Origin of the sequence: Nocardia implantans (assembly GCF_035544775.1) — a bacterium.
GTDB classification, from domain to species: Bacteria; Actinomycetota; Actinomycetes; order Mycobacteriales; family Mycobacteriaceae; genus Nocardia; species Nocardia implantans.
The window spans coordinates 25,254-44,931 of sequence record NZ_JAYKYQ010000021.1 but is presented as its reverse complement, the minus strand read 5'-3'; the positions used below and the strand labels follow the sequence as shown (position 1 = coordinate 44,931).

General features: G+C 66.1%; 21 protein-coding genes. 7 read left to right on the top strand and 14 right to left on the bottom strand.

Features of this window, described 5'->3' with window-relative positions; translation table 11 throughout:
* The first annotated feature begins 174 nt into the window (after nucleotides 1–174).
* Both U3653_RS32185 and U3653_RS32180 read left to right on the top strand, forming a co-directional pair.
* Entirely contained in the window at nucleotides 175–708 is a 534-nt protein-coding gene (locus U3653_RS32185) for a putative immunity protein (protein ID WP_195083271.1), read from the top strand.
* Nucleotides 705–1,214 (top strand): putative immunity protein, encoded by a 510-nt coding sequence (locus tag U3653_RS32180; protein ID WP_195083231.1) that lies wholly within the window; start codon nucleotides 705–707, stop codon nucleotides 1,212–1,214. Before U3653_RS32185 ends, U3653_RS32180 begins: the two co-directional genes overlap by 4 nt.
* A 705-nt stretch (nucleotides 1,215–1,919) precedes the next feature.
* On the opposite strand, the gene U3653_RS32175 is transcribed toward U3653_RS32180, so the two are convergent.
* The 3 genes from U3653_RS32175 to U3653_RS32165 form a co-directional block, all read right to left on the bottom strand.
* A complete protein-coding gene (locus U3653_RS32175; protein WP_195083230.1) occupies nucleotides 1,920–3,107 on the bottom strand; it encodes an NAD(P)/FAD-dependent oxidoreductase in 1,188 nt (395 codons plus the stop codon).
* 82 nt (nucleotides 3,108–3,189) lie between these two features.
* Nucleotides 3,190–4,131 (bottom strand): RNA polymerase sigma factor SigJ, encoded by a 942-nt coding sequence (sigJ, locus tag U3653_RS32170; RefSeq protein WP_323124717.1) that lies wholly within the window; start codon nucleotides 4,129–4,131, stop codon nucleotides 3,190–3,192.
* Nucleotides 4,132–4,331: 200 nt separating this feature from the next.
* Nucleotides 4,332–6,011 (bottom strand): tannase/feruloyl esterase family alpha/beta hydrolase, encoded by a 1,680-nt coding sequence (locus tag U3653_RS32165; RefSeq protein ID WP_323124716.1) that lies wholly within the window; start codon nucleotides 6,009–6,011, stop codon nucleotides 4,332–4,334.
* Between the two features lie 212 nt (nucleotides 6,012–6,223).
* On the opposite strand from U3653_RS32165, the gene U3653_RS33280 reads away from it, so the two are divergent.
* Nucleotides 6,224–6,661 carry an FCD domain-containing protein gene (locus tag U3653_RS33280; protein ID WP_195083228.1) on the top strand — a complete coding sequence of 146 codons (438 nt, stop codon included), beginning with the start codon at nucleotides 6,224–6,226 and terminating at the stop codon, nucleotides 6,659–6,661.
* 346 nt (nucleotides 6,662–7,007) lie between these two features.
* Here U3653_RS33280 and U3653_RS32155 read toward each other — a convergent pair whose 3' ends face one another.
* The 4 genes from U3653_RS32155 to U3653_RS32140 form a co-directional block, all read right to left on the bottom strand.
* Nucleotides 7,008–8,369 (bottom strand): HAMP domain-containing sensor histidine kinase, encoded by a 1,362-nt coding sequence (locus tag U3653_RS32155; RefSeq protein ID WP_195083227.1) that lies wholly within the window; start codon nucleotides 8,367–8,369, stop codon nucleotides 7,008–7,010.
* Nucleotides 8,366–9,055 (bottom strand): response regulator transcription factor, encoded by a 690-nt coding sequence (locus U3653_RS32150; RefSeq protein ID WP_195083226.1) that lies wholly within the window; start codon nucleotides 9,053–9,055, stop codon nucleotides 8,366–8,368. The genes U3653_RS32155 and U3653_RS32150 overlap by 4 nt, the downstream gene beginning before the upstream one ends.
* Before the next feature lie 24 nt (nucleotides 9,056–9,079).
* Nucleotides 9,080–9,457 carry a hypothetical protein gene (locus U3653_RS32145; RefSeq protein WP_195083225.1) on the bottom strand — a complete coding sequence of 126 codons (378 nt, stop codon included), beginning with the start codon at nucleotides 9,455–9,457 and terminating at the stop codon, nucleotides 9,080–9,082.
* Nucleotides 9,458–9,978: 521 nt separating this feature from the next.
* Entirely contained in the window at nucleotides 9,979–10,566 is a 588-nt protein-coding gene (locus U3653_RS32140) for a hypothetical protein (protein ID WP_195083224.1), read from the bottom strand.
* A gap of 383 nt (nucleotides 10,567–10,949) precedes the next feature.
* Here U3653_RS32140 and U3653_RS32135 point away from each other — a divergent pair, with 383 nt between their 5' ends.
* Together U3653_RS32135 and U3653_RS32130 are read left to right on the top strand one after the other, a co-directional pair.
* Complete coding sequence (locus U3653_RS32135) at nucleotides 10,950–11,228, top strand: hypothetical protein (RefSeq protein WP_195083223.1); 279 nt, start codon at nucleotides 10,950–10,952, stop codon at nucleotides 11,226–11,228.
* A gap of 302 nt (nucleotides 11,229–11,530) precedes the next feature.
* Nucleotides 11,531–11,806 (top strand): MafI family immunity protein, encoded by a 276-nt coding sequence (locus U3653_RS32130; protein ID WP_195083222.1) that lies wholly within the window; start codon nucleotides 11,531–11,533, stop codon nucleotides 11,804–11,806.
* 325 nt (nucleotides 11,807–12,131) lie between these two features.
* Here the strand turns inward: U3653_RS32130 and U3653_RS32125 are convergent, their stop codons facing one another.
* The 6 genes from U3653_RS32125 to U3653_RS32100 form a co-directional block, all read right to left on the bottom strand.
* Nucleotides 12,132–12,425 (bottom strand): hypothetical protein, encoded by a 294-nt coding sequence (locus U3653_RS32125; protein WP_323124714.1) that lies wholly within the window; start codon nucleotides 12,423–12,425, stop codon nucleotides 12,132–12,134.
* 222 nt (nucleotides 12,426–12,647) lie between these two features.
* Nucleotides 12,648–12,740: an alpha/beta hydrolase fold domain-containing protein gene (locus tag U3653_RS32120; RefSeq protein WP_195083221.1), complete on the bottom strand. Its 93-nt coding sequence runs from the start codon at nucleotides 12,738–12,740 to the stop codon at nucleotides 12,648–12,650.
* Nucleotides 12,741–12,849: 109 nt separating this feature from the next.
* On the bottom strand, nucleotides 12,850–13,626 hold the full coding sequence (locus tag U3653_RS32115; protein WP_323124713.1) for an aldolase: 777 nt from the start codon (nucleotides 13,624–13,626) through the stop codon (nucleotides 12,850–12,852).
* 2 nt (nucleotides 13,627–13,628) lie between these two features.
* Entirely contained in the window at nucleotides 13,629–14,324 is a 696-nt protein-coding gene (locus tag U3653_RS32110; RefSeq protein WP_323124712.1) for an alpha/beta fold hydrolase, read from the bottom strand.
* Nucleotide 14,325: 1 nt separating this feature from the next.
* Nucleotides 14,326–14,724: a RidA family protein gene (locus U3653_RS32105; RefSeq protein ID WP_195083218.1), complete on the bottom strand. Its 399-nt coding sequence runs from the start codon at nucleotides 14,722–14,724 to the stop codon at nucleotides 14,326–14,328.
* Between the two features lie 95 nt (nucleotides 14,725–14,819).
* Nucleotides 14,820–15,416 (bottom strand): helix-turn-helix domain-containing protein, encoded by a 597-nt coding sequence (locus tag U3653_RS32100; RefSeq protein WP_195083217.1) that lies wholly within the window; start codon nucleotides 15,414–15,416, stop codon nucleotides 14,820–14,822.
* A gap of 845 nt (nucleotides 15,417–16,261) precedes the next feature.
* Between U3653_RS32100 and U3653_RS32095 the strand changes: the two genes are divergently transcribed.
* Together U3653_RS32095 and U3653_RS32090 are read left to right on the top strand one after the other, a co-directional pair.
* Nucleotides 16,262–16,846: an NsdA family TPR-like regulatory protein gene (locus U3653_RS32095; protein WP_494338312.1), complete on the top strand. Its 585-nt coding sequence runs from the start codon at nucleotides 16,262–16,264 to the stop codon at nucleotides 16,844–16,846.
* 288 nt (nucleotides 16,847–17,134) lie between these two features.
* Complete coding sequence (locus U3653_RS32090) at nucleotides 17,135–18,820, top strand: aminotransferase class V-fold PLP-dependent enzyme (protein ID WP_323124710.1); 1,686 nt, start codon at nucleotides 17,135–17,137, stop codon at nucleotides 18,818–18,820.
* Between the two features lie 215 nt (nucleotides 18,821–19,035).
* Here the strand turns inward: U3653_RS32090 and U3653_RS32085 are convergent, their stop codons facing one another.
* Nucleotides 19,036–19,584, bottom strand: coding sequence for a hypothetical protein (locus U3653_RS32085; protein WP_195083216.1), 549 nt, complete (start codon nucleotides 19,582–19,584; stop codon nucleotides 19,036–19,038).
* Nucleotides 19,585–19,678: the final 94 nt, after the last annotated feature.

The following is a 19,678-nucleotide window of genomic DNA, read 5'->3' as shown; positions in this document are numbered from 1 at the left end:
ACTGCCCGGTCATTCCGCGGCGGCTGCGACCACTTTGAGGGTTTTCGCTCGCATTCACCGGATATGCGACCACAACGTTCAACCGAATGTTCAAAGTTACGATCAGGGGGTGTGAATGTTCAGTCAGAGCCTCCCCTCCGGCGTAAGCCTCGTATTCCGGACTTCGCGTTGACGATGGATGAGATCAGGGCAGTAACGGCTTTTGCCGTGACCTCGGCGGAGCAGGTACTGCCGCTGTTCGAGGCGAGTCACCCCGATGACAGCAGGCCCCGCGACGCGCTCGCCGCCGCGGCTGCGTTCGTCCGCGGAGACCGCCGCTCTCGCGCTCAGCGTGTGACGGCGACTGCCGCTCACCGTGCTGGGAGAGAAGCGGCGGGGCCCGTACCGTTTCACGCCGCGATGGCCGCGGGTGATGCCGCCGCGTCGGCCTACCTGCATCCGCTGGCAGATGCCGCTCAGGTCAACCACATCCTGAGGGCATCTGCGCACGCCATCCGGGTGTTCGAGCTGCGCTCCGGCGACGAACACGATGGCGACCCGGTGGAGTGCGTCGTTGGCCTCGCGACGCCACTGTTGATCGACGTCCTGCGCCGCTATCCGAGGATCGGCGCGGGCACGAACCGGGTCAGCCGGCTCGTGCACGAACTCGACAACCGTCTGCGGGACCAGCCGTGCACCCCGCCGATGCGACAGTCGGAGGGGCGATGATCCTGCCGAAGGTCCGAGATCCCCGGATGATGACGATTCGTCGAGGTGGCTTGCTGACCGATGCCGACCATCAGTTGCTCGCGCTGTGGGCCGCAGCGTGCGCCGAGCATGTTCTCGGCTATTTCGAGCACGAACAGCCCGACGATCCACGCCCACGGGACGCCATCGCCGCAGCCAGAGCGTGGGCGCGAGGCGACATGCCGATGATGCGTGCCCGCGCGGCGGGCGGACACGCGATGGGCGCCGCCCGCCCACTGACCGGCGAGGCCCGATTCGCCGCCTACGCCGCCGGACAAGCCGCATGCGTCGGACATGTCGCCGAACACGACCTCGGCGCCGCCGCATACGCGATCAAAGCCGTTCGAAGCGCTCACCCCGACAATCCCCAGGCGGGCCGGATCGAGCGCGACTGGCAGCGCGCCCAGCTTCCAGACTCCATCCGCAGCCTCGTCATCGAAGACCAGACCCGGCGCGACAGCATCTGCTGGTCGGTCTTCTCCGACTGAGTCTCGCGGCAACTGCGCCTCGTGCGGGGATTGGCCTTACCTCGATTTCGAAGCCGAAGGTTCAGCCGGAAATCGGGAAGCTGGCGCGGAAGACGCCCTGCGGGTCGCGGGCCTGCTCGAGCTTGTGCAGCCGATCCAAGGTGCCGGTGTCGAAAACGTCTGCGGAACTGTGGCCGGGGGGCAGGACGGTGTACGTTTGCGGCCGCTGACACGCGCGCCCAGGTCGGCGACGATGCGCTTCTGAGTGGCGAGTACCGCGGCAACGGTGTCCGGGTCGGAGCCGACGGCCTGTAGAGACAGTCGCGTAGGACTGCTCCAGCCGCGACGTCCCCGGACCGCACACCGAGCCGAGCCCCGATTTCACCGGCGCATCACCGAGTTGATCGAGCGCGCGATCAACGGCGTCGAGCTACCCGACTACCCAGGGTGCCGGACTCCAGGGCGGACTGCCGGTCACCTCGTCGGCCGAATCGCAGGCACATAACGTCGACGGAGACGCTGGGTAGGCCATCGCAGACTACGTCCGGTCATGCCGCCTACCGCGAGGATCTGTACCGGTCGGCATAGCCATCGGAAGATCTACGGGCGGTGCGACTTCCGTCAGACGGCGGTGTATGCCCGGAACGGGCCATCCCACCATCGTCGTATCCAGGTCCGCCCCGGCCTCCTTCGGCCGGGGCGGACCTGTGCCGATTTCACCCGCGCTCAGACGGTCGCGACCGGAGCCTCCGCACCTGTCGCGACGATCCGGCGACGTCGGCTCGGCGCAAGCAGGGTCGGGTGCCTCACGGACCAAGCCGCGCCCGAGCAGATCAGCTCCTTGATGCGCGCGGCCTTGCGACCCACGTCGACCTTGGCGGTCGGCTGATCCTCCTTGGTCACCTTCTGCACGATGGCATCGCGGCGGCCGAGACTGATGCACTGGCTGTTGTAGCCGATGGGGGCATCGGGAACCGCACGTCCGGTCAGCCGAGCGGCAATGGCGTCGGCGCCGAGCCAGGCCATCGGGGAGGCGGTGGCGCAGCCCATGCGCAACGTCTTGCCGCCCACTCCCGCGGCGTGCGCGGCGTCGCCGACGGCGTAGACATCCGGATGTGAGACCGAGCGCTGGGTAGCGTCGACCACGATCCGTCCGGCCTCGGAAACGGTGAGCGTGCTGGCGGCCGCGATCGGGTGGACGGCGAAGCCCGCTGTCCAGACGGTCAGCTGAGCGGGGATCTCCGCTCCCGATCGGGTGGTCACGCCATCTTCGGTGACCCTGACGACGTCCGTGTGCTCGTGGACGGTGATGCCCAACCGTTCGAACGCGTCGCGCAGGTGGCTCTGCGCCTTCTCGTCGAGCCAGTCGCCGACGCCACCGCGCGCGGCCATCGCGACCTTCAGATCCGGGCGCGCCTCGGCGATCTCGGTGGCGGCCTCGATACTGGTCAGGCCACCACCCACGATCAGCACGGTCTCGCCCGTTCGCAGTTGGCTCAGGCGTTCCCGCAGCCGAAGCGCGGCCTGCTTGCTCGCCACATGGTGAGCGTGCTCGACCACGCCGGGCACGCCGTAATCGGCGACGGTGCTGCCGAGGGCGTAGACGAGTGTGTCGTAGGCGAGGGTCTCGGCCCCTTGATCGCCGACCAGTGCGACGGTCTTGCGGTCCACGTCGAGCGAATCCACCCATGCGATGCGCACCTCGACGCCGGTGCCGGCGAACATCTTGCGCAGTGGACGAACCGGCAGGTCCTGCCCGGCTGCGAGTTGGTGCAGACGCACCCGTTCGACGAAGTCGGGATCGGCGTTCACCAGGGTGATCTGGACGTCGTCGCGGCGCAGTCGCTTGGCCAGGCGGCCGGCGGTGGTGGCTCCGGCGTACCCGGCTCCGAGGACGACGATGCGGTGCTTCATGATGTTGCCTCCTGTCTCGGTGGGTTCGGAACTTGAACCGGACAGCCGCACGAATGCTGACAGGAGCAGACTGTGATGTGGGTCACCACAAATCGGGCAGGGGCGCTCCCGGTGCGTAGGTGGCCCACTGGCGATTGGCGAACGCCAGCTTGTCGGGGTTGACGTGGGCGTGCATGGCGGCGATGCCGTCGGCGGTCACCTCCAGCACCACGACGCCGACGATGCGATCCTCGGCAACCAGGACCAGCGCGGGCCTGCCATTGACGATCGCGGCGTAGGGCGTGGGCTTGCCGCCGAGCTTGTCCCACTTGGCGCCCGTAGGTTTGATGGCCAGCCGCACGAACATCGCGATGCGCTCGGCGCCGACGAGCGGCCGGTTCAAGGTGGCGAAGAAGGTTCCGCCGTCACCGATGATCGTGGCGTCATCGGTGAGTAACCGCACCAGTTCGTCGGTCCGGCCGCTGACCGCGGCGGCCAGGAATTCCTCCACGATCCGGCGGGCGGCGGCCTCGTCCACCTCGATGCGCGCCCGTTCCACGGCCAGGTGCTGTTTGGCGCGGCGATAGACCTGCTGGCAATTGGATTCGGTGATGTCGAGCAGGTCGGCGATCTCGTGGTGCGCGTAGCCGAAGGCCTCGCGGAGTACATACACCACGCGTTCCTTGGCGGTGAGCCGTTCCATGAGCGTGAGCATCGCGATCGACACCGATTCACGCTGTTCGACGGTGTCGGCCGGGCCCAGCATCGGGTCGCCGGCCAGCAGCGGCTCCGGCAGCCATTGCCCCACATAGGTCTCCCGGCGCGCGCGGGCCGAGGTGAGCTGGTTGAGACAGAGATTGGTGAGCACCTTGGTCAGCCACGCCTCAGGCGACTCGACGTATGCACGGTCGGCGGCCTGCCAGCGCAGATAGGTCTCCTGCACCACGTCCTCGGCGTCGCTGGCCGAGCCCAGCAAGCGGTAGGCGATCGCTACCAGGCGACCCCTGGAGCTTTCGAACAGATCGGCCTCGCGCGTGAGCAACATGTTGGCCATCGTCAGCCATGTGCACCGTGTGTGTCCAGCGGTAACGGTTCCCCGGCCTGGCTGTTCGGGGGCTCCGCGCCCGTGGCGGCCACTACCGGAAATTCGTACTCTCCGACATTCGTGACCTCACCGCTGTAGTACGCCAGCCGGAGCATCTCCACGGCCAGCCAGTTGCCGCGCCGTGCCGGAAGCCGGGGTGATCACGGTTTGTGTCGGGTGCACGTGAGTTGTTCACCGTCGCTGGTGCACCATTGCTGATAGCCGCTGCGGAAGGAACCGGCCCACTGGTAGTGATCGTCGGTCGGTGCCGGAGTGTGGGGTGTGTAATTGCCTGCCGCTTCGGTGTCCCCGGTGCCGCTGTAAGCGATCTGCTGCGGGTAGGGGTAGACCGGGCGGCTGTATTCGACTGTGTGGGCAGTCGGTGCTTCTACCGCGCCGGTCATCGCGTTGGTGCCCGCGCCGTCACCGGAGTATTTCTCCGCGATGACGGCTTCGGGTCCGGTGCCTCGTTCGGTCCATTTCAGTAGGGGTGTCAGGAGGTCGAAGTTGACCGGTCCGTAGCCGCCGCCGCAGTGGAACATCCCGGGGAACATGTAGAGCCGGTAGGAGTCATCGGCCATCGGTTGCCCGACAGTGTCGATAACGGCCTGACGATAGGCGATGGACCCTTGCGGGGGGATGAAGCCGTCGGACCAGCCGTGCCAGTGGATGAGTTTGCCGCCCCGGCTGAAGAACGGGCGTAGGTCGGGGTCGGTCGCGTCGTAGATACCGCCGACGGAGTCGACGTAGTTCTTCAGGTTGTCGGCGGTGAATACCGAGGCGTCGACCGGGTAGGAAGGATCGGGTTCCCACGCGCCGACCCAGCGCAGGAATCCGGCGCCGATCTTGTACATGAAGGTCGCTTCACGTCCCTTGCCCTCGGGTGGGACGATCAGGCCGATCCACTGTGGTTCGGAGCCGATGGGTTCGCCGCCGGGGTAGAGGTGGGTGCCGTCGGGAGCTACCACGCCGGTGTAGATCTTGCGGACGACATCGACCTGTTCAGCGGTCAGGCAATCGGAATTGTCTCGTCCGGCAGGACAGCTGAGGCTTGCGGGATCGAAGGTGCAAGTGCGGGGGTCTTGGATGGTGCCGTCGTTCAAGCCGGGATCGGCGCAAGCTTTGATCACCGCGGTGTGCAGCGTGTCGATCTTCGACGCCGGCAGAATGACCGAGCCGTCGGCGCGGAAATCGACGGTGGACAAATATGCTTCTTGGAAGCCGTTCAATGCCGTCTGGTTGAAAGCCGGGGCACCAGCGAGGATTCCGTCGAAGTCCCCGGGGAAGCGCTGGGCTTCCATGAGCGCCTGGCGGCCACCGTCGGAGCAGCCGTCGTAGTAGTTGTAGCGCGGCGCACTGCCGTAGAACGCGGCGATGATCGCCTTGGCGGCCAGGGAGAACACGTGCTCCGAGCGGTATCCGAAGTCGACCTTCAGTTGCGGATCGGTCGCCCATACTTCGGCGCCGCCGGTGTCGGTGTGGCCTTGGTTGTCGGTACCGATGGCCAGGGTTCCGTCGGTGACCGGTGCGCAGCCCGTGCTCGCGGGCGGTCCTCCGCCGAGATCGACCATGCCGCAGTAGCCTCCGCAGCCTTGCTGGAGGTAGCGGCCGCGGTAGGTGGTGGTGGGCAGGCGTAGTTCGAATTGGATCTGGGGATTCACGAAGCCGGTGACATCGCAGTACTCGTACTGGTTCTGATCGCTTTCGGCAACGACCGTGGCCGACTTGATCGACGCATGGGCGTCTTCGCCGAGCTGGCCGAAGTCGCGACCTGTCAGGTCGGCGCAGGCCAGTTTCGGCGCGACCACGGGTAGCTGTGCGTCGTCGGTCAACCGTTGCACCGCCGGCAACGAGGGGGCGGCCGGACTGGAATCACCACTGTCGGAGCTCGAACAGCTGACGGCCATCAGTACCGCGACCGCCGGAATGAGTGTTCGGACGGTCGCCTGTCGTAGTCGCCGGAGGGCCTGCACGTGCCTGCCTTTCTGAAGGGGCGAACCGGACCGCCGGTTCTTGGTGATGCCGGAGTCCGCTGAGTTGGTCATGACCCGAAGTGGTCGGGAAGTCGGGGATCTCGGAAGAAAGCCCAGATGAGCTGACCGGCATTGATCGAGGCGGCAATCTCACCGACCAGTCCGACAGGCCGGGTGTGACCGCCGCAGGTCGGGTCCCCGCGGAGTGCGCGAGCGGCCATCGACGAGTTGATCGCCGAGGGGATTGCGAACCGGGCCGCTCGCGTACGGGTGGTGAACTGCACGGCGTACTGGCCGAGGTCGCGGCTCGGCATGAGATCGTAGCTCTGATCGGTCGCCTCGGCACTCAGGTGGTGCGGTATCAGCTTCGACTCTCCCTCCGGTCGGGACGGCCGCAAATCTCGCTCGAGGAAAATCCAGCGATCATCGATGCAGTAACCGCCCATCAACAGGCAGGCGCCGAGCAGGCCATGCGCGGCCACCTCGGCAGCGTGATCACCGGCCATATCGACCGATGACGCGGGTCATCGCTTATTCGGGATCCGACACACTCTCTCACCTGTCCATACGATTGTCAACAATTTTGCAGACAGAACCTCGCGTTGGGTGCGGAGGTGATCTATCCCGCACGCTGCTGAAGCGCCGTTCGCACTACCGACTGATGCGACTGGCCGGTCCAAGGTGCCGGTGTCGAAACCTCTGACACACTTCGGGTCGGCTTTCGTTGTCGACCGGCCCGCTGGCCAGCGCCTAGTGGCCTGATCGGCGGCGACCGAACGGAGCCGGTCACCGCTCCAGGAAAGCTCGATGCCGGCCACGGCGTAGCCCTCTGCGCCGAAGGCAAGCCAGAAACTGTAACCTGTGTCAGAAATCGCGTGGTGTGTCTCGCAAGGTGACCCACAGGCGGGTGCCGCCGAGCGGGCTGTCGGTGAGTTGCGCCGTGCCGCCGTGCAATCCGGCCTGCTGGGCGACCAGGGCGAGGCCGAGGCCGCTGCCCGAGGCGGTGGTGTCACCGCGGGTGAAGCGGTCGAAGAGGCGCTCGCGGTCACGTTCGGGGATGCCGGTGCCATTGTCGTCGACGGTGAGTTCGATGCGGTCGCCGTCGCGGCGGGCGTTGATATCGACGCGGATGGCGTGGCCGTGGCGGACGGAGTTGGTGACGGCATTCTCGAGGATGCTGCGCAAGCCCGCGGCGAGGCCGCGGATGCGCAGGGGTTCGGTGACGGTGGAGTCCACGGTGATGTCGGGGTGGGTGCGGTGGGCGTCCTCGACGATCTGGTCGATGAGGTCGTCGAGATCGACGTCATCGAAATCGTCGGCTGTGGCAAGTTGACCCAGGGCCAGGCGTTCCAAGGCCATCAAGGTGTCCTCGACGGAGCGTTGGGTGGTGAGGATGTCGTCGAGGATCTCGTGACGGTCGGCTTCAGGGAGGTCCATGGTGCGCAGGACTTGCAGATCGGTGCGCATGGAGGTGAGCGGGGTACGCAACTCGTGGGCCGAGGTGGCGGCGAAGTCGCGTGCGGCGGCCAGCGCGTCGGCGGTATGGTGGCGTTCCTCCGCGATGCGGTCGAGCATGCGGTTCATGGCCGCGGTGAGTTCGGCGGTCTCGGTGGTGCCGTGGGCGGGCGGAACGTCGAGGGACAGCCGAGTTCCCACATTGGCGGTGGCAGTGGTCAGTTTGCGGAGCGGGAGGACCGCGCGGTGGGCGAAGAACCAGCCTAGTCCCGCCGCGATGGCGATCGCCGCCGCGCCGACCGCGAGGATGCGGTTGCGCTGATCGGCGACGGTCTGAGCGAGGGTCTGCTGGGGGACGCTCGCGGCGACCAGGACGGTGCTGCCGGGGGCCACCTGGGTGGGGACGTCCCAGGTGAGGTGGGAGTCCGGGCCGGCGTCGTCGGCGCGCTGGGTCAGGAAGAGGTAGCGGCCGATCGAGGGGCGTGCGCCGGACGATCCTGGTGTCGAATTCGTGTCGCGTGTAGGGGGATTCGGCGCTTCCGAGATCATCGGAGGCGGTGGGGGAATCGAATCCAGAAGCGGTAGGGGGGAATTCGGTTCGGTGGGAGTGACGGCGGTGATGCGCAGCGAGCGCACGGCCTTGTCCACCTGCTGTTCGGCGCCCGAGGGGGCAAGGGCGAAGAAGGTCGCGCACATGGCGGCGGCGACGAGAGTGGCGGCGGTGGCGCTGGCCAAGGCCACCCGGGTGCACAGTGACACAGGACGTTTCATCGTTCCACCCGCAGGACGAAGCCGATGCCGCGAACGGTGTGGATGAGGCGGGGGCCACCGGTGGCTTCCAACTTGCGGCGGAGGTAGGCCACGAAGACGTCCACGACCTTGGTTTGGGTTCGAAAGTCGTAGCCCCAGACGCGATCCAGAAGCTGAGTGCGGCTCAGGACCTGGCCGGGGGCGTCGGCGAGGGCGGCCAGCAGGTCGAACTCGCGTTTGGTGAGATCCAAGGGCCGGTCGTCGAGGTAGGCGCGGCGGGCGGCGGGCAGGATGGTCAGCGGGCCGACGACGGTGCGGCCGGGGTCGGCGGTCGGCGCGGGGACGCGGCGCAGCAGGGCGCGCAGGCGGGCGGCGAGCTCGCCCAGGTCGAAGGGTTTGGTGAGGTAGTCGTCGGCGCCCGCCTCGAGCGCGCCGATCCGGTCGACGACCTCTGAACGCGCGCTGAGTACGCAGATGGGGATGTCGTTGCCGAGGGCGCGCAGGGCTGTGACGACCTGAACCCCGTCCAGGCGAGGCATGTTCAGATCCAGGACCATGGCCGCTGGGGTGTCGGCGGCGATGGCGGCCAGCGCGGTAGCCCCGTCCACGGCGGTGTCCACCTCGAAGCCCGACAGCCGCAGCCCGCGTGCCACCGAGGTGAGCACGCGGGCGTCGTCGTCGACCACCAGTACTCGACTGCTCGTCACGATTCGACGATAGCGACGAACGGATCAGCGACGGGAGCAGATGATGACGTGGTGGCCCGCGCCGTCGACGTCGTCGCGCTCGACGTGGATCTGGCCGGGGTCCTCACCGGGGGCGGCCTCGCACGGGCCGCCGTCGCCGGGCTCGCCGTCGCCGGGGGTGACGATGACCACGCGGCGTCCGTCGGGGCCGTTGAACTCGCCTCGGCCGTCGGGGCCGATCACGATCCGCTGTCCCTCGGGGCCGATCACGAAACGCTGCCCGTCGGGGCCCACCTCGATCTGCGGGCGCGCGGGCGGGCCCGGAGCGGGTTCGGCGCCGGCCACGGCGGGCAGCGCCAGCGCCATGACGGCGGCGCTGCCCGCGAGGGCGGTGGTGAGGCGGCGAACGGTGAACAACGACATGGGCACAACTCCTTCGCTCGGGGGACGATGATTCGTCCGATCTGTCGAACGCCGTCGACGTTATGAGCGCAGTGCTGGGGGACCGTTCGGTTACGGTTAGGAAATCGATAGAAACACTCAGGCGCTTCCGGCGAGCCGCCCGGTGATGCGCCGCGCGATGTCCTCGGCGGTGAAGCCGAAGATCCCGCGTCGACACATCCAGTCCGGCCGCGCGCAGCTGCGACGACATCGCCGAAGCGGCGCCGCCGTGCGGGCCGCCGCCCTCGACGATTCGCAGGCGAACATGGACGAGCAGCCGACTGTTGCTGACCGCGTCCATTCCGCGTATGGACGCGCCGCACGCTGCCGAACTGCGTTCGAGTCGGAAGGACCCGGGCACGTCGCGATCACGTAACAGCTCGAAAGTGCGCTTTCACCCACAAGGAAGCGAGTTCGGTCGCCGCTGGAACGATCACCTCGCTGCGCGACAGCGGAGCACGCGCCGCCTGGCCGGCCCGCGGCGGCGCGTGCGACGACGGCTGTCAGAAGCCGTTGCTTTGCCCCCCGCCCGCGTAGAAGCCGTGCGCGCCGCCCTCGGCGGAGCAGCCCATCTGCAACGAGTAGGTGGCGAAACAATTGGTGCCGCCCCACGTTATGGTCGGCGGATTGAACGGCGCGCCCACCAATGCCGGGTTGCCGCCGGGCAGCGTGTGCTTGTTGCCCCCCGACCAGTCGGGGTGCGCGGGCATGCCCGAGTGGTCGACCACGATCGCAGGCACGTATGGCCACGGAATACCCTGGCCGCGGGCCCCATTGAACGACACCCACATCACCGCCTGGGGCGGTGCGACATCACATCCGGCCGATCCGTCGGGGCCGATGGAGCAGTTGAGCCCGTTGGCGTTGAAATACACGCTGTCGCCGACGACATACGGCGACGGGTCGACGACCTCGGCGGTGGCCGGCGCGGCCCCCAACGCGACCGCGGCGGCTGCGGCGCAACCGGCTGTCGCGGTAAGGGTCAGCAGTCGAATTCGTTCGAACACAGAAGTCTCCTTCGAATAGACAAGCGATGTTTCCATCCGGAACAGTTGCCGCAGGCTCTCATCCAGCCGTATGAGCGCGAACATCGTCGAGGTGATGGCGAATCATCGCTAGGTCAGCCGTTACGAATATCGCTGACGCAGTTGATGTTCATTCGACGTCCAGCGCTGCGGTAGAGAGTCGGCGGCTCGCTCATCCTGACTGACTTGGTTGGTTTTGTCAGTTCCCACGAGCGGTAAACCGACGTGAGGCAGTCGGTGGGATCGCGCGTTGGCACCGTGGCCCTGGTCCGGGTGAATCGCCACCGTGCCGTAGCGGTATTCACAGTCCACGGGACTGTGGAAGGGAGGGCCGCCGCCATGCCTGATCGACAGAGCAAAGGCGGGGAACCGGCGCTGTCGCCCCCAACGAGAATCGAGGTGCTCGTGGGTCTTGCGTCCGGCGTGGCACGCCGGACTATCCTGGGCCGGTGGGTGACGGGGATGAGCTGGTCGAATCGACGGGAATTGATCCGTGGGCCGCTTATCTGCCGGGTCAGGAATTGGTGCCTGCCTACTTGGTGTCTCGGTTCGCCGCGCAGTACTGCGCGATCGTCGATGTGCTGGTCGAGGCACAGGACACCAGTCTGACCGGGATGTCGTTCGATGAGATCGCTACCCGATTGCAGGCGTGGGTGAGTGAGCGTGCCGGACAGGAGGTGGCCGATCGGCTGTTGCACGAGGATTCTTCGCGCTCGATGCGCGTTTGACCAGCCTGGTTCGGTGGGGGGTGCTCACTCGGTGGCAGGAGCCGGCGCGCCGCCCTCGCTGCGGTGGAACCGCAAGCCGTCCAGCGCGCTCGATCGGCTCCCGGGCTCTGGGGAAGTCCTGCCGATGTTCCCCGTGGCAGTCGCCTGGATGTTGGGCGGCGGTTGTAGTCAGGAACGACGCAAACAGTGATCCGATCAAATAGGCTGAAAGAGCGATGAATTCGGACAGGGCGGCACGAGAAGCGCGAAAGTGTCAGCGAGACCCGCAAGCTGTTGAAGCTCGTAACCGTCGGCTCAACAAGATGAGCAAGGACTCACGAGACCTTTTGGAGAGCGTCGCCGACCGCCTGCCTTCTGACCTGGTCGACAGCTACCGGACCTATAGCGACGTGGGTGAGTGGGCGATGCTCGTCGACGTGCTGTGCGCCATTCTCGTCAAGCGCCGGATCCCGGTCACTGAAGCGGAACGCGATGCCGTGGCGAACGTGCTCGGCCAGTTCGATCTCCCAGTGGAGGGATATCGCTACCTCAACGATCCCCAAGGCGTGCTGTCTGAGCTCAACGTGGTGACCGCGTAAATTCGTGATCCCATCGGGGCCAAGCGGCCGAGTCGTCCTCGGCGGCGACGCTTTGAGCCAGTTACTGAAAAGCAAGACATCCTGATTGGGTGTAAACCAAGCCCAGGGCGGGCAGTCCGAAGCCCCTACCCGATGATCTCTAGCCGACCGGTGTATCGCCCGCGAGCCGCCACTGCCCGGCGGCCTCCAACGCACCTCGGTCGGTAGCATGGTCGCTGATTCTCAGGATCGCAACGTTGTCCGGTAGGTGTCGCGGAACGCTTCGCGCACCACGGCCGCGTCCGGTGCGCGCCGGCCCTCTATCCCCGCGACTACTTCAGACACGTCAGTAGTTCGACGGGACCAGACGCGCCGAGGTCACCGCAGCCAGGGCCACATCCGCCGCTTCCTCCGGCTTGTCGGCCGCGACCAGGGCCAGGCCGAGGTCCACGTTCGCCGACGCGATCCGGCGCGGCCGGACGGTCGGGGAGCGCAACAGGTCCGCCACGACGTGCTGTGCGTAGGACTCCGCCGCCGGATCACCGAGCAAGGACAATGTGGTAGCCACGTAGGCGTCCGACTTGGCCGGGTCGTATCGGAAATGGTGCTCCGGCCGGTCGGGCGTGCTCAGGCCGGACACCAGCCGTGCGACTCTGCGCAGCGCTCCGTATGTGCCCTTGTCGTCCCCGAGCCCGTGCCGAATTTGGTCTCCGACGGGTAGCCTCTGCGAAGGTTGACCGCAGACAAGGCCCACATCACAGCCGCGACCGGTACCGACGGGACCATGACCGCACAGGCGGCGGCGCGATCGCCGCCGGCGCTGTCGCCGCTGCATCTCGGGTATCGGCGAGCCGTGGTCAGGTCAGGCAATCCATTTCGTCGCCGCGGCAACGCCATCAAAGGCTGCTGGAAACGGGTGTTCGGGAGCCAGCCGGTTGTAGGCGGCGGTGAGCATTACACCCTCCGTCGACACGACGACACCGCTGGCCCCCGAACTGATCAGTCCTAGCAGCAACCTCTTCACGTGCGGGAAGTCCGCCAAGTTCGGTCCACGGGCTGCGGTCTCAGCTTGCGCGAAGTGTATCGGGATCGGTACGCAACACACGATCCGCGAACGAGCGATATGTGGCCTGGATGACACTCGGCTGCAACAAGAAATCCTTCGCTTCCAGGGCCAAGTGCTCAGGGATCGGTCTGATCTCGCCGATGGCTTCGGCGCGCACCTGCATTTTCGCGGCGTGCTCGAGCATCAACGCGAGGACGGTCGCCTCCTCGATCGTGCGGCCCGTGGTAAGCATCCCGTGATGAGCCAGCAGGATCGCCCGCTTGTCGCCCAAGCCCTCGGAAATCAACTCACCTTCGTGATCGGCGACCGGAACGCCTGGCCAATCGGGGAGGAAGGCCACGTCTTGATAGAGCGGTGTTGCGTCCATATGCGAGATCACCAGAGGACGGCCGATCATCGACAGCGCGGAGATATAGGGTGGATGGGTGTGAATTATGCAGTTCACGTCCGGACGTGCACGGTACACCCAGTAATGAAACCGGGTGGCGGGATTGGGTTGTGCCGAACCCTCGAGAGTGTTGAGGTCGTCATCGACGCGAATGACGTCGTTGACCGTCATGGCATCGAAGGCCGGGCTCCACGGCACCGTCCAGAAGCTTCCGTTGTCCGCTCGGCTGGTCACTTGCCCCGCCAACGCGAAGCAGTGCTGCTCGGCGGCCAGTATTCGACATGTCAGCGCTGTCAGTTCGCGGGCCGACCATGCCAAGCCGCTGAGCTGATCAGCCAATTGGGGCCGAATCGCCGTCGTCAGGTCTCGGGGCTCGGTGGATGTCACGATCATCTCCTGTCGGTCACAAAGTCGTGTCGGGTCCCGACCTCTCGGCAGTGTTGTAAAAGCAACTCAGCGGTCTCTGCCGGGTGGGTCAACGGCGCCAGATGCGCCAAGTCGGCGCGTTCGACGGTCCAACCCGCGTCGTCGAGTTCGGTCGCGAGCACATCGAAGAAGTGGCCCGCGGCAAGCTGGATGAACGCGGTCTCGACCGATTCGGGCACACCGGGCGCCGTTTCGGTGTGCGTGGCCAACGGCCACGGGCGAAGTTTGGACTCGATCCAGGCCGCCATTTCCGGATCGCTGATGCCAAAGGCTGTGAGAGGCAGTGGTAGTACGTAACCATCTTCGGTGGCCATGGCCTCAAAAGCTGCCCTGAGATCGGGGAGTATATCGAAGGCGCACTGTTCGCCGCGAGGTACATAGGCGTCCAGGTAGATGATCTTGGCGATCGCGCCGGGACGGTCGACCGTGGCGGCCGTCGCCGGCATTCCGGCATAGCTGTGGGCGACCAGGATGGCACCTGTTTCGATCTCGCCCGAGTCGATCATGCCGGTCAACTCGCCCCTGTGGGTATTCATACCTCCACTCGAGCTGAAGTCCGGCGCGAGGACAGGATGCCCGTTCTCAGCCAGCCGGGACGCCACCTCCGACCATGCCCAACTACCCAACCACGACCCATGGAGCAGAACTATTTGTGTCATGTCAGATGACCGCCACAACTTCGATTTCGACGAGGAAGCCGTCCGCGTAGAGGGACTCCACGCCGACCGCGGTACTGGCGGGCGGCGCTGGATGACCTGTGCGAGCTTCCACGAGGTGCCCGATCAGAGCTTCGGCTTGATCGGTGGTGTAGCCGGGGAGAAAGATGGTTTCCTTCACGATCTTGTCGCGGGAGGTGCCCCCGGCCTCCAGGACTCTGTCGATGTTCTCGTACGCCTTGCGGAACTGCTCGGCCAGATCATCGCCGACGACATTGCCCTCCGCGTCCCAGGCTACTTGCCCCGCTGTGTAGACCAACCCGACGTCGGGGAGCTTCACGCCGTGCGATATCACGCCGGTGAGAGCGGGCAGTTCTGGTGGATTGAGAGGGATTATGGCCATCGGAGCTTCTCGTTTCGAAGGGAAGGGCAGCTGTAGACTCGACGCTCCGATTATCCTATAGATCGAACGTGGTCGTCAACACATCGAATGTTCGGTCATATCTGTCCGGTTCGTGTGGTTACGATGAGCGCCCGCGCCGGCTTCCCGTCGAGCGCCGCTAGGCGATGCCCGCGCCGCTCGCCAATGAACAGAGAGTCACCACAGTCGAGAATGACCGGAGCAGTGCCGATCAGGTCCAGTTCGAGACGGCCCTCGAGCACGAACAAGAACTCTTCCCCCGCGTGACGAGACCAATCGCTCATCGTCGAATCCGCGCTGAACTCCACCACCAGGGGTACGAAGGTCCTTCCCCGATCCCGCGTTGCGAGAAAGACTTCGATCCCTGTGGCCGCCGAGAAAGCTACAGGACGCGCACCGCTACGTACGACACGGTCGGCCGGCTCCGCGGGACCCGGCAGCACATCGGACAGCTCGACCCCGTAGTACCCGAGGAGCGGAAGTAGCCGTCCCAGGCTGACATCCGTGCGCCCCTGCTCGAGCAGAGAGAGAAAAGAGGCCGAGATTCCGGTCACCTCGCTGACCGCAGCCAGCGAGACCTTGCGGGCATCGCGCAGCGCGCGCAGTTTCTGCCCCAGGCCCGCAGTCCAAGCAGGCGAGGACTGACCGGTCTGAGATGACTTCGCACGAGACATGCATCCAGTTTATGGAACGCGGATCCCCCCATATGGTCGTAGCAGCCCCTGTCGTGTCCGACGAAATACTGCCTCTCCGGCTTCTTCAGCCAAAGCGGATGGACGGACCGAGGTTCGGCCGACGTCGGCAGTCGGACGGTCCGGATGTGCTCGTCGTAGTCGTCGAGCTTCAGTGAATCCGACATCTTGATCTGTCACCGTCCAGGCCAATGCCGGTTACGGCGAGATAGACTTCCGCACCAGAGAGTGCTCCTCACTTACGAAATTCTGTCTTCAGCAAACAGGATTATCGCAGTTCGGGGCCCCCTTCTTCGTTTCCGGCACACTGCCACCAATTTCGGTGAATCCGTGAGGTCAATGGAACGGTGATGTGGTCCCCGCTGGCTGACGGTGCCAGCGAACTCACGGGGCAGCGAGACCGCTGCTCGGCTTCCTGCATGCTGTAGATCACTTGGTCCACCGGGCGAAGTGCATTCGCAGGTTCGCGACCTCAGGAGTCGAACCTGCGACATCTCACCTGGGGTTGCGTCCTGCGGCGGCATCGCGTGGGAGCATGCTGACCCGAAAAACGTCCTGACCTGCGGAAATCGTTGTCCCAGGTTCGTGCCCTCGGCAGGACACGCAGAACATGGGCAACTGTAAAACGCCTGGTCATAGCGGGTGCGTATTTGATCTGACGATTTGCGGTGCGTCCGCCCGGATCGGTTTACCGTTCCCATGTTCGTCGTGCCCACGGCGGGCACATCGAACGTGGGAACGTGGACGACCTGCGGTTTTCGCATGGTCGGCTGGTGATCGAAGTCGACTACCAACTGACGGCAGGCTTCTGATTCGAGTCGGCCGCGATCCGGCACGGACAGGCCGAACTTGTAGAAACTCTGCTCCCGGACTGTCCCTCCGAACTCAAACCCCGCCTCCACGCTATCCGAGCCTCGCTGGCGCGGGTGATCGGCTGGCAGGCATACGACTCCGGCGACACGCGCGCAGCAGCCGACCACTACGAAGTCGCACGCACAGCGGCCGACGCCGCCGCCGACCCGGCGCTGACCGCTCTCGTGCTGTGCAACGCCTCCCTCGCTGCGACCCGCGGCGGAGACCCAGGACTCGGAGTCGACCACGCCGCAGCCGCCCACTGGTGGGCCACCCAATCCCGAGACCGACTGCTGACCGTCTACGCCCTGCACATGGCCGCCGAGGCCCAAGCCGAACGAGGCGACGCCCGCCAATGCCGCAGCACATTGGATGAAGCCAACGACCTCATCGACAGCGCAGACTCGACTCCGCCGGCCACCGCCTGGCCCGACGACAAGATCGACTACACCCGGCTGCTCCGTGAACAGGGAAACAGCCTCGGCGAGATCCCGAGCAAGACCGGTATCCCGAAGACATCACTGCACCGCTACCTCACACCGACGCCCGAACCGGAGTGACCCGGGCGGCTACCTGGCCAAACCGGGCTTCGTGTACCGGGTGACACGATCGTTAACAGCACCCGGATTGCCAGCACATCAGCGGAGCTGGACCGTCAGTGGTCTCTGTTCGGCTGGAAGCCACCCATACGGATACCGCTACCCCGCAGGTAACAGATACCGCTACCCCCAGGTCCTCGACCGCAACTCCATTGGATGTTCCGGCGGAGCCCCCTACCAGATCCCCAAGCTGCCAGCTCGACGACTGGGCCGCCGCTGACATGCAGCGAAGAACCGACTGAAGCATTCATGGCGCCCGGCGCGGCACATTTCTCATTCCGGCAGTGGTCTCGCCGCTTGATTCGTCCGAGCGACACGCTTTGCCGCCGCATCGGCACTGATCGGTGTGCCGACATCTACCCTTTGCCTGTGGCGAGCACCCCTCCAGAGCTGCATACCCACTGGGATATGGGCGCATCCAGCGCCCCAGGCGCGCAGCCCCTCGACGATGCGCCGCCTCGGCATATGACCGCGGCGGAGTTTCGGGAACACGGCCGCGCGGTGGTGGATTGGGTGGCCGACTACTGGGAGCGGGTGGAGTCGCTGCCGGTGTTGTCGACGCTGCCGCCCGGTGCGGTGCGTGCGCAACTGCCTTCGTCGCCACCGGAATTGGGCGAGCCGTTTCCCGACCTGCTCGATGATATGGATCGCGTCATCGTGCCCGGGCTGACTCATTGGCAGCATCCTGGTTTCTTCGCCTACTTCCCGACGGGCGCGTCGGGTCCGGCGGCGCTGGCCGATCTGCTGGCCTCGGGATTGGGTGTGCAGGGGATGCTCTGGCAGACCAGCCCGGCCTGTACCGAGTTGGAACAGCATGTCCTCGATTGGCTCGCCGGGCTGATCGGCCTGCCCGAACGCTTCACCTTCGCCGGCACCGGCGGCGGGGTCGTTCAGGACAGTGCCTCCACCGCGATGCTGGTCACGATGCTCGCGGCGTTGCACCGGGCCTCCGGCGGGCAGGTGGCACGCGACGGTATCGACCGTGGCCGCTACGTCGTCTACACCTCCACCGAGGCCAACTGCGGCTTCGAGAAGACCGCGCGCATCACCGGTATCGGCGCCTCGGCGGTGCGCTTCATCCAGACCCGCGCCGACCTGTCAATGGACCCGCAGGCACTTCGTGCCGCGATGGAACACGACGCGCGAGCGGGGTTCACTCCCGTGCTGGTGATGGCGACGGTGGGTACTACCTCTACCGGTGCGATCGATCCGGTGGAACTCATCGGCCCGGTCTGTCGCGAGTACGGCGCCTGGCTGCATGTGGACGCGGCGTATGCGGGCGTCGCGGCGATCTGCCCCGAGTTGCGGTGGATCCATGCCGGCGTGGCCGAGTTCGCCGATTCGTATGCGACCAATCCGCACAAATGGCTGCTCACGGCCTTGGACTTCGACGCCTGCTACGTCGCCGATCGCGGAGCTCTGACCGGGGCGCTGTCGGTGCTGCCGGAATACCTGCGCAACGGCGCCAGCGAATCGGGTGTGGTAGTGGACTACCGGGATTGGCAGGTGCCGCTGGGGCGTCGGTTCCGGGCGTTGAAGCTGTGGGCGGTGATCCGCTGGTACGGCGCGGCCGGGTTGCGGGAGCATATTCGGCACAGTGTGGCACTGGCCCAGCAGTTCGCCTCCTGGGTCGGAGCGGATGAGCGCTTCGAAGTGCTGGCTCCGCATCCGCTGTCGCTGATCTGTTTCCGGTTGCGCGGCGACGATTCGGCGAATCGGGAACTGCTCGATGCGGTCAACGCGACCGGACGGGTGTTGCTGTCGCACACCAAGGTTCGTGGCGCATTCGCACTTCGGCTGGCCATCGGCGGCACTGCCACCCGGCGCGAGCATGTCGCCGCGGCGTGGGCGCTGCTAGCCGAACACGCGAACATCGCACGACACAGCCTCGGACGCGGTCACCACACCGAGGCGGTGTCGCCCGAGACCGGGTGATCAGGCCACCGCCGCCTACAGAGCCCGGCGGTCTCGAATTCGGCCCGATTGCCAACCCGGTTCGAGCGTCGCCGAGGAGTCGTTGCGTGAGACGCAGCGGTAAACAGACGCGCAGCCAACCATCCAGCACCGTCAAAACTTGGTGCAGCGGAGCGGGACACTGCGTGGCGTGTGCCGCCGAAGCACCCTTCGGCGACGTTCGCACCTATCTTGGTTCAGTCGACGGTGAACGTGCCGGTGAGCTTTGCTTCGGTGACGCCGGGGCAGGACTGCGCGGTGCTCACGGTGTTGTCGTCGGAGGCGGTATGTCCCGCGTAGGTGCCCGATGTGATCACGATCGGGAACAAGGCCGGACCCGAGCCCTTGGATTTGCTCTGATTGCCCGCGGCTGCGCTGCTGATCGTGCTGGTGCTGCCATCGGACCAGGTGATGGTCCCGGTGCCCTGGTGGACGCTGACTTTCCCATCACACGAGGCGACTTCGAAGCCCTGCTCGTCCATGCTCACCGGGTACGGCTTCCCCTCGTCGACGGCAGACCCCATACAGTCGGTGAAGCGGGTGGTGGCCGTCCACTCGATCCTCGACGGTATCGCGCCCAACCCCGAGCCGGCCCAGTGCACGGTGCCCTGCTCGGTGCAGGTGATGACGGCGGCCGCGGTTGCGCTACTGGGCGGCGCTGCGACGCCCGGAGCGGCGAACGCGACCACCCCGAGCGACACGCTTGCGAGAACAACAACTCCGGCCAGACGATATCGAGCGAACATGCGTCTCCTTGATCGTTCCTGCTTGCCTGATGTCCGGACCAGACATTAACCGGCTACCGACCTCGGATCTGGTTCCCCACGCCCTGCGGCGTTG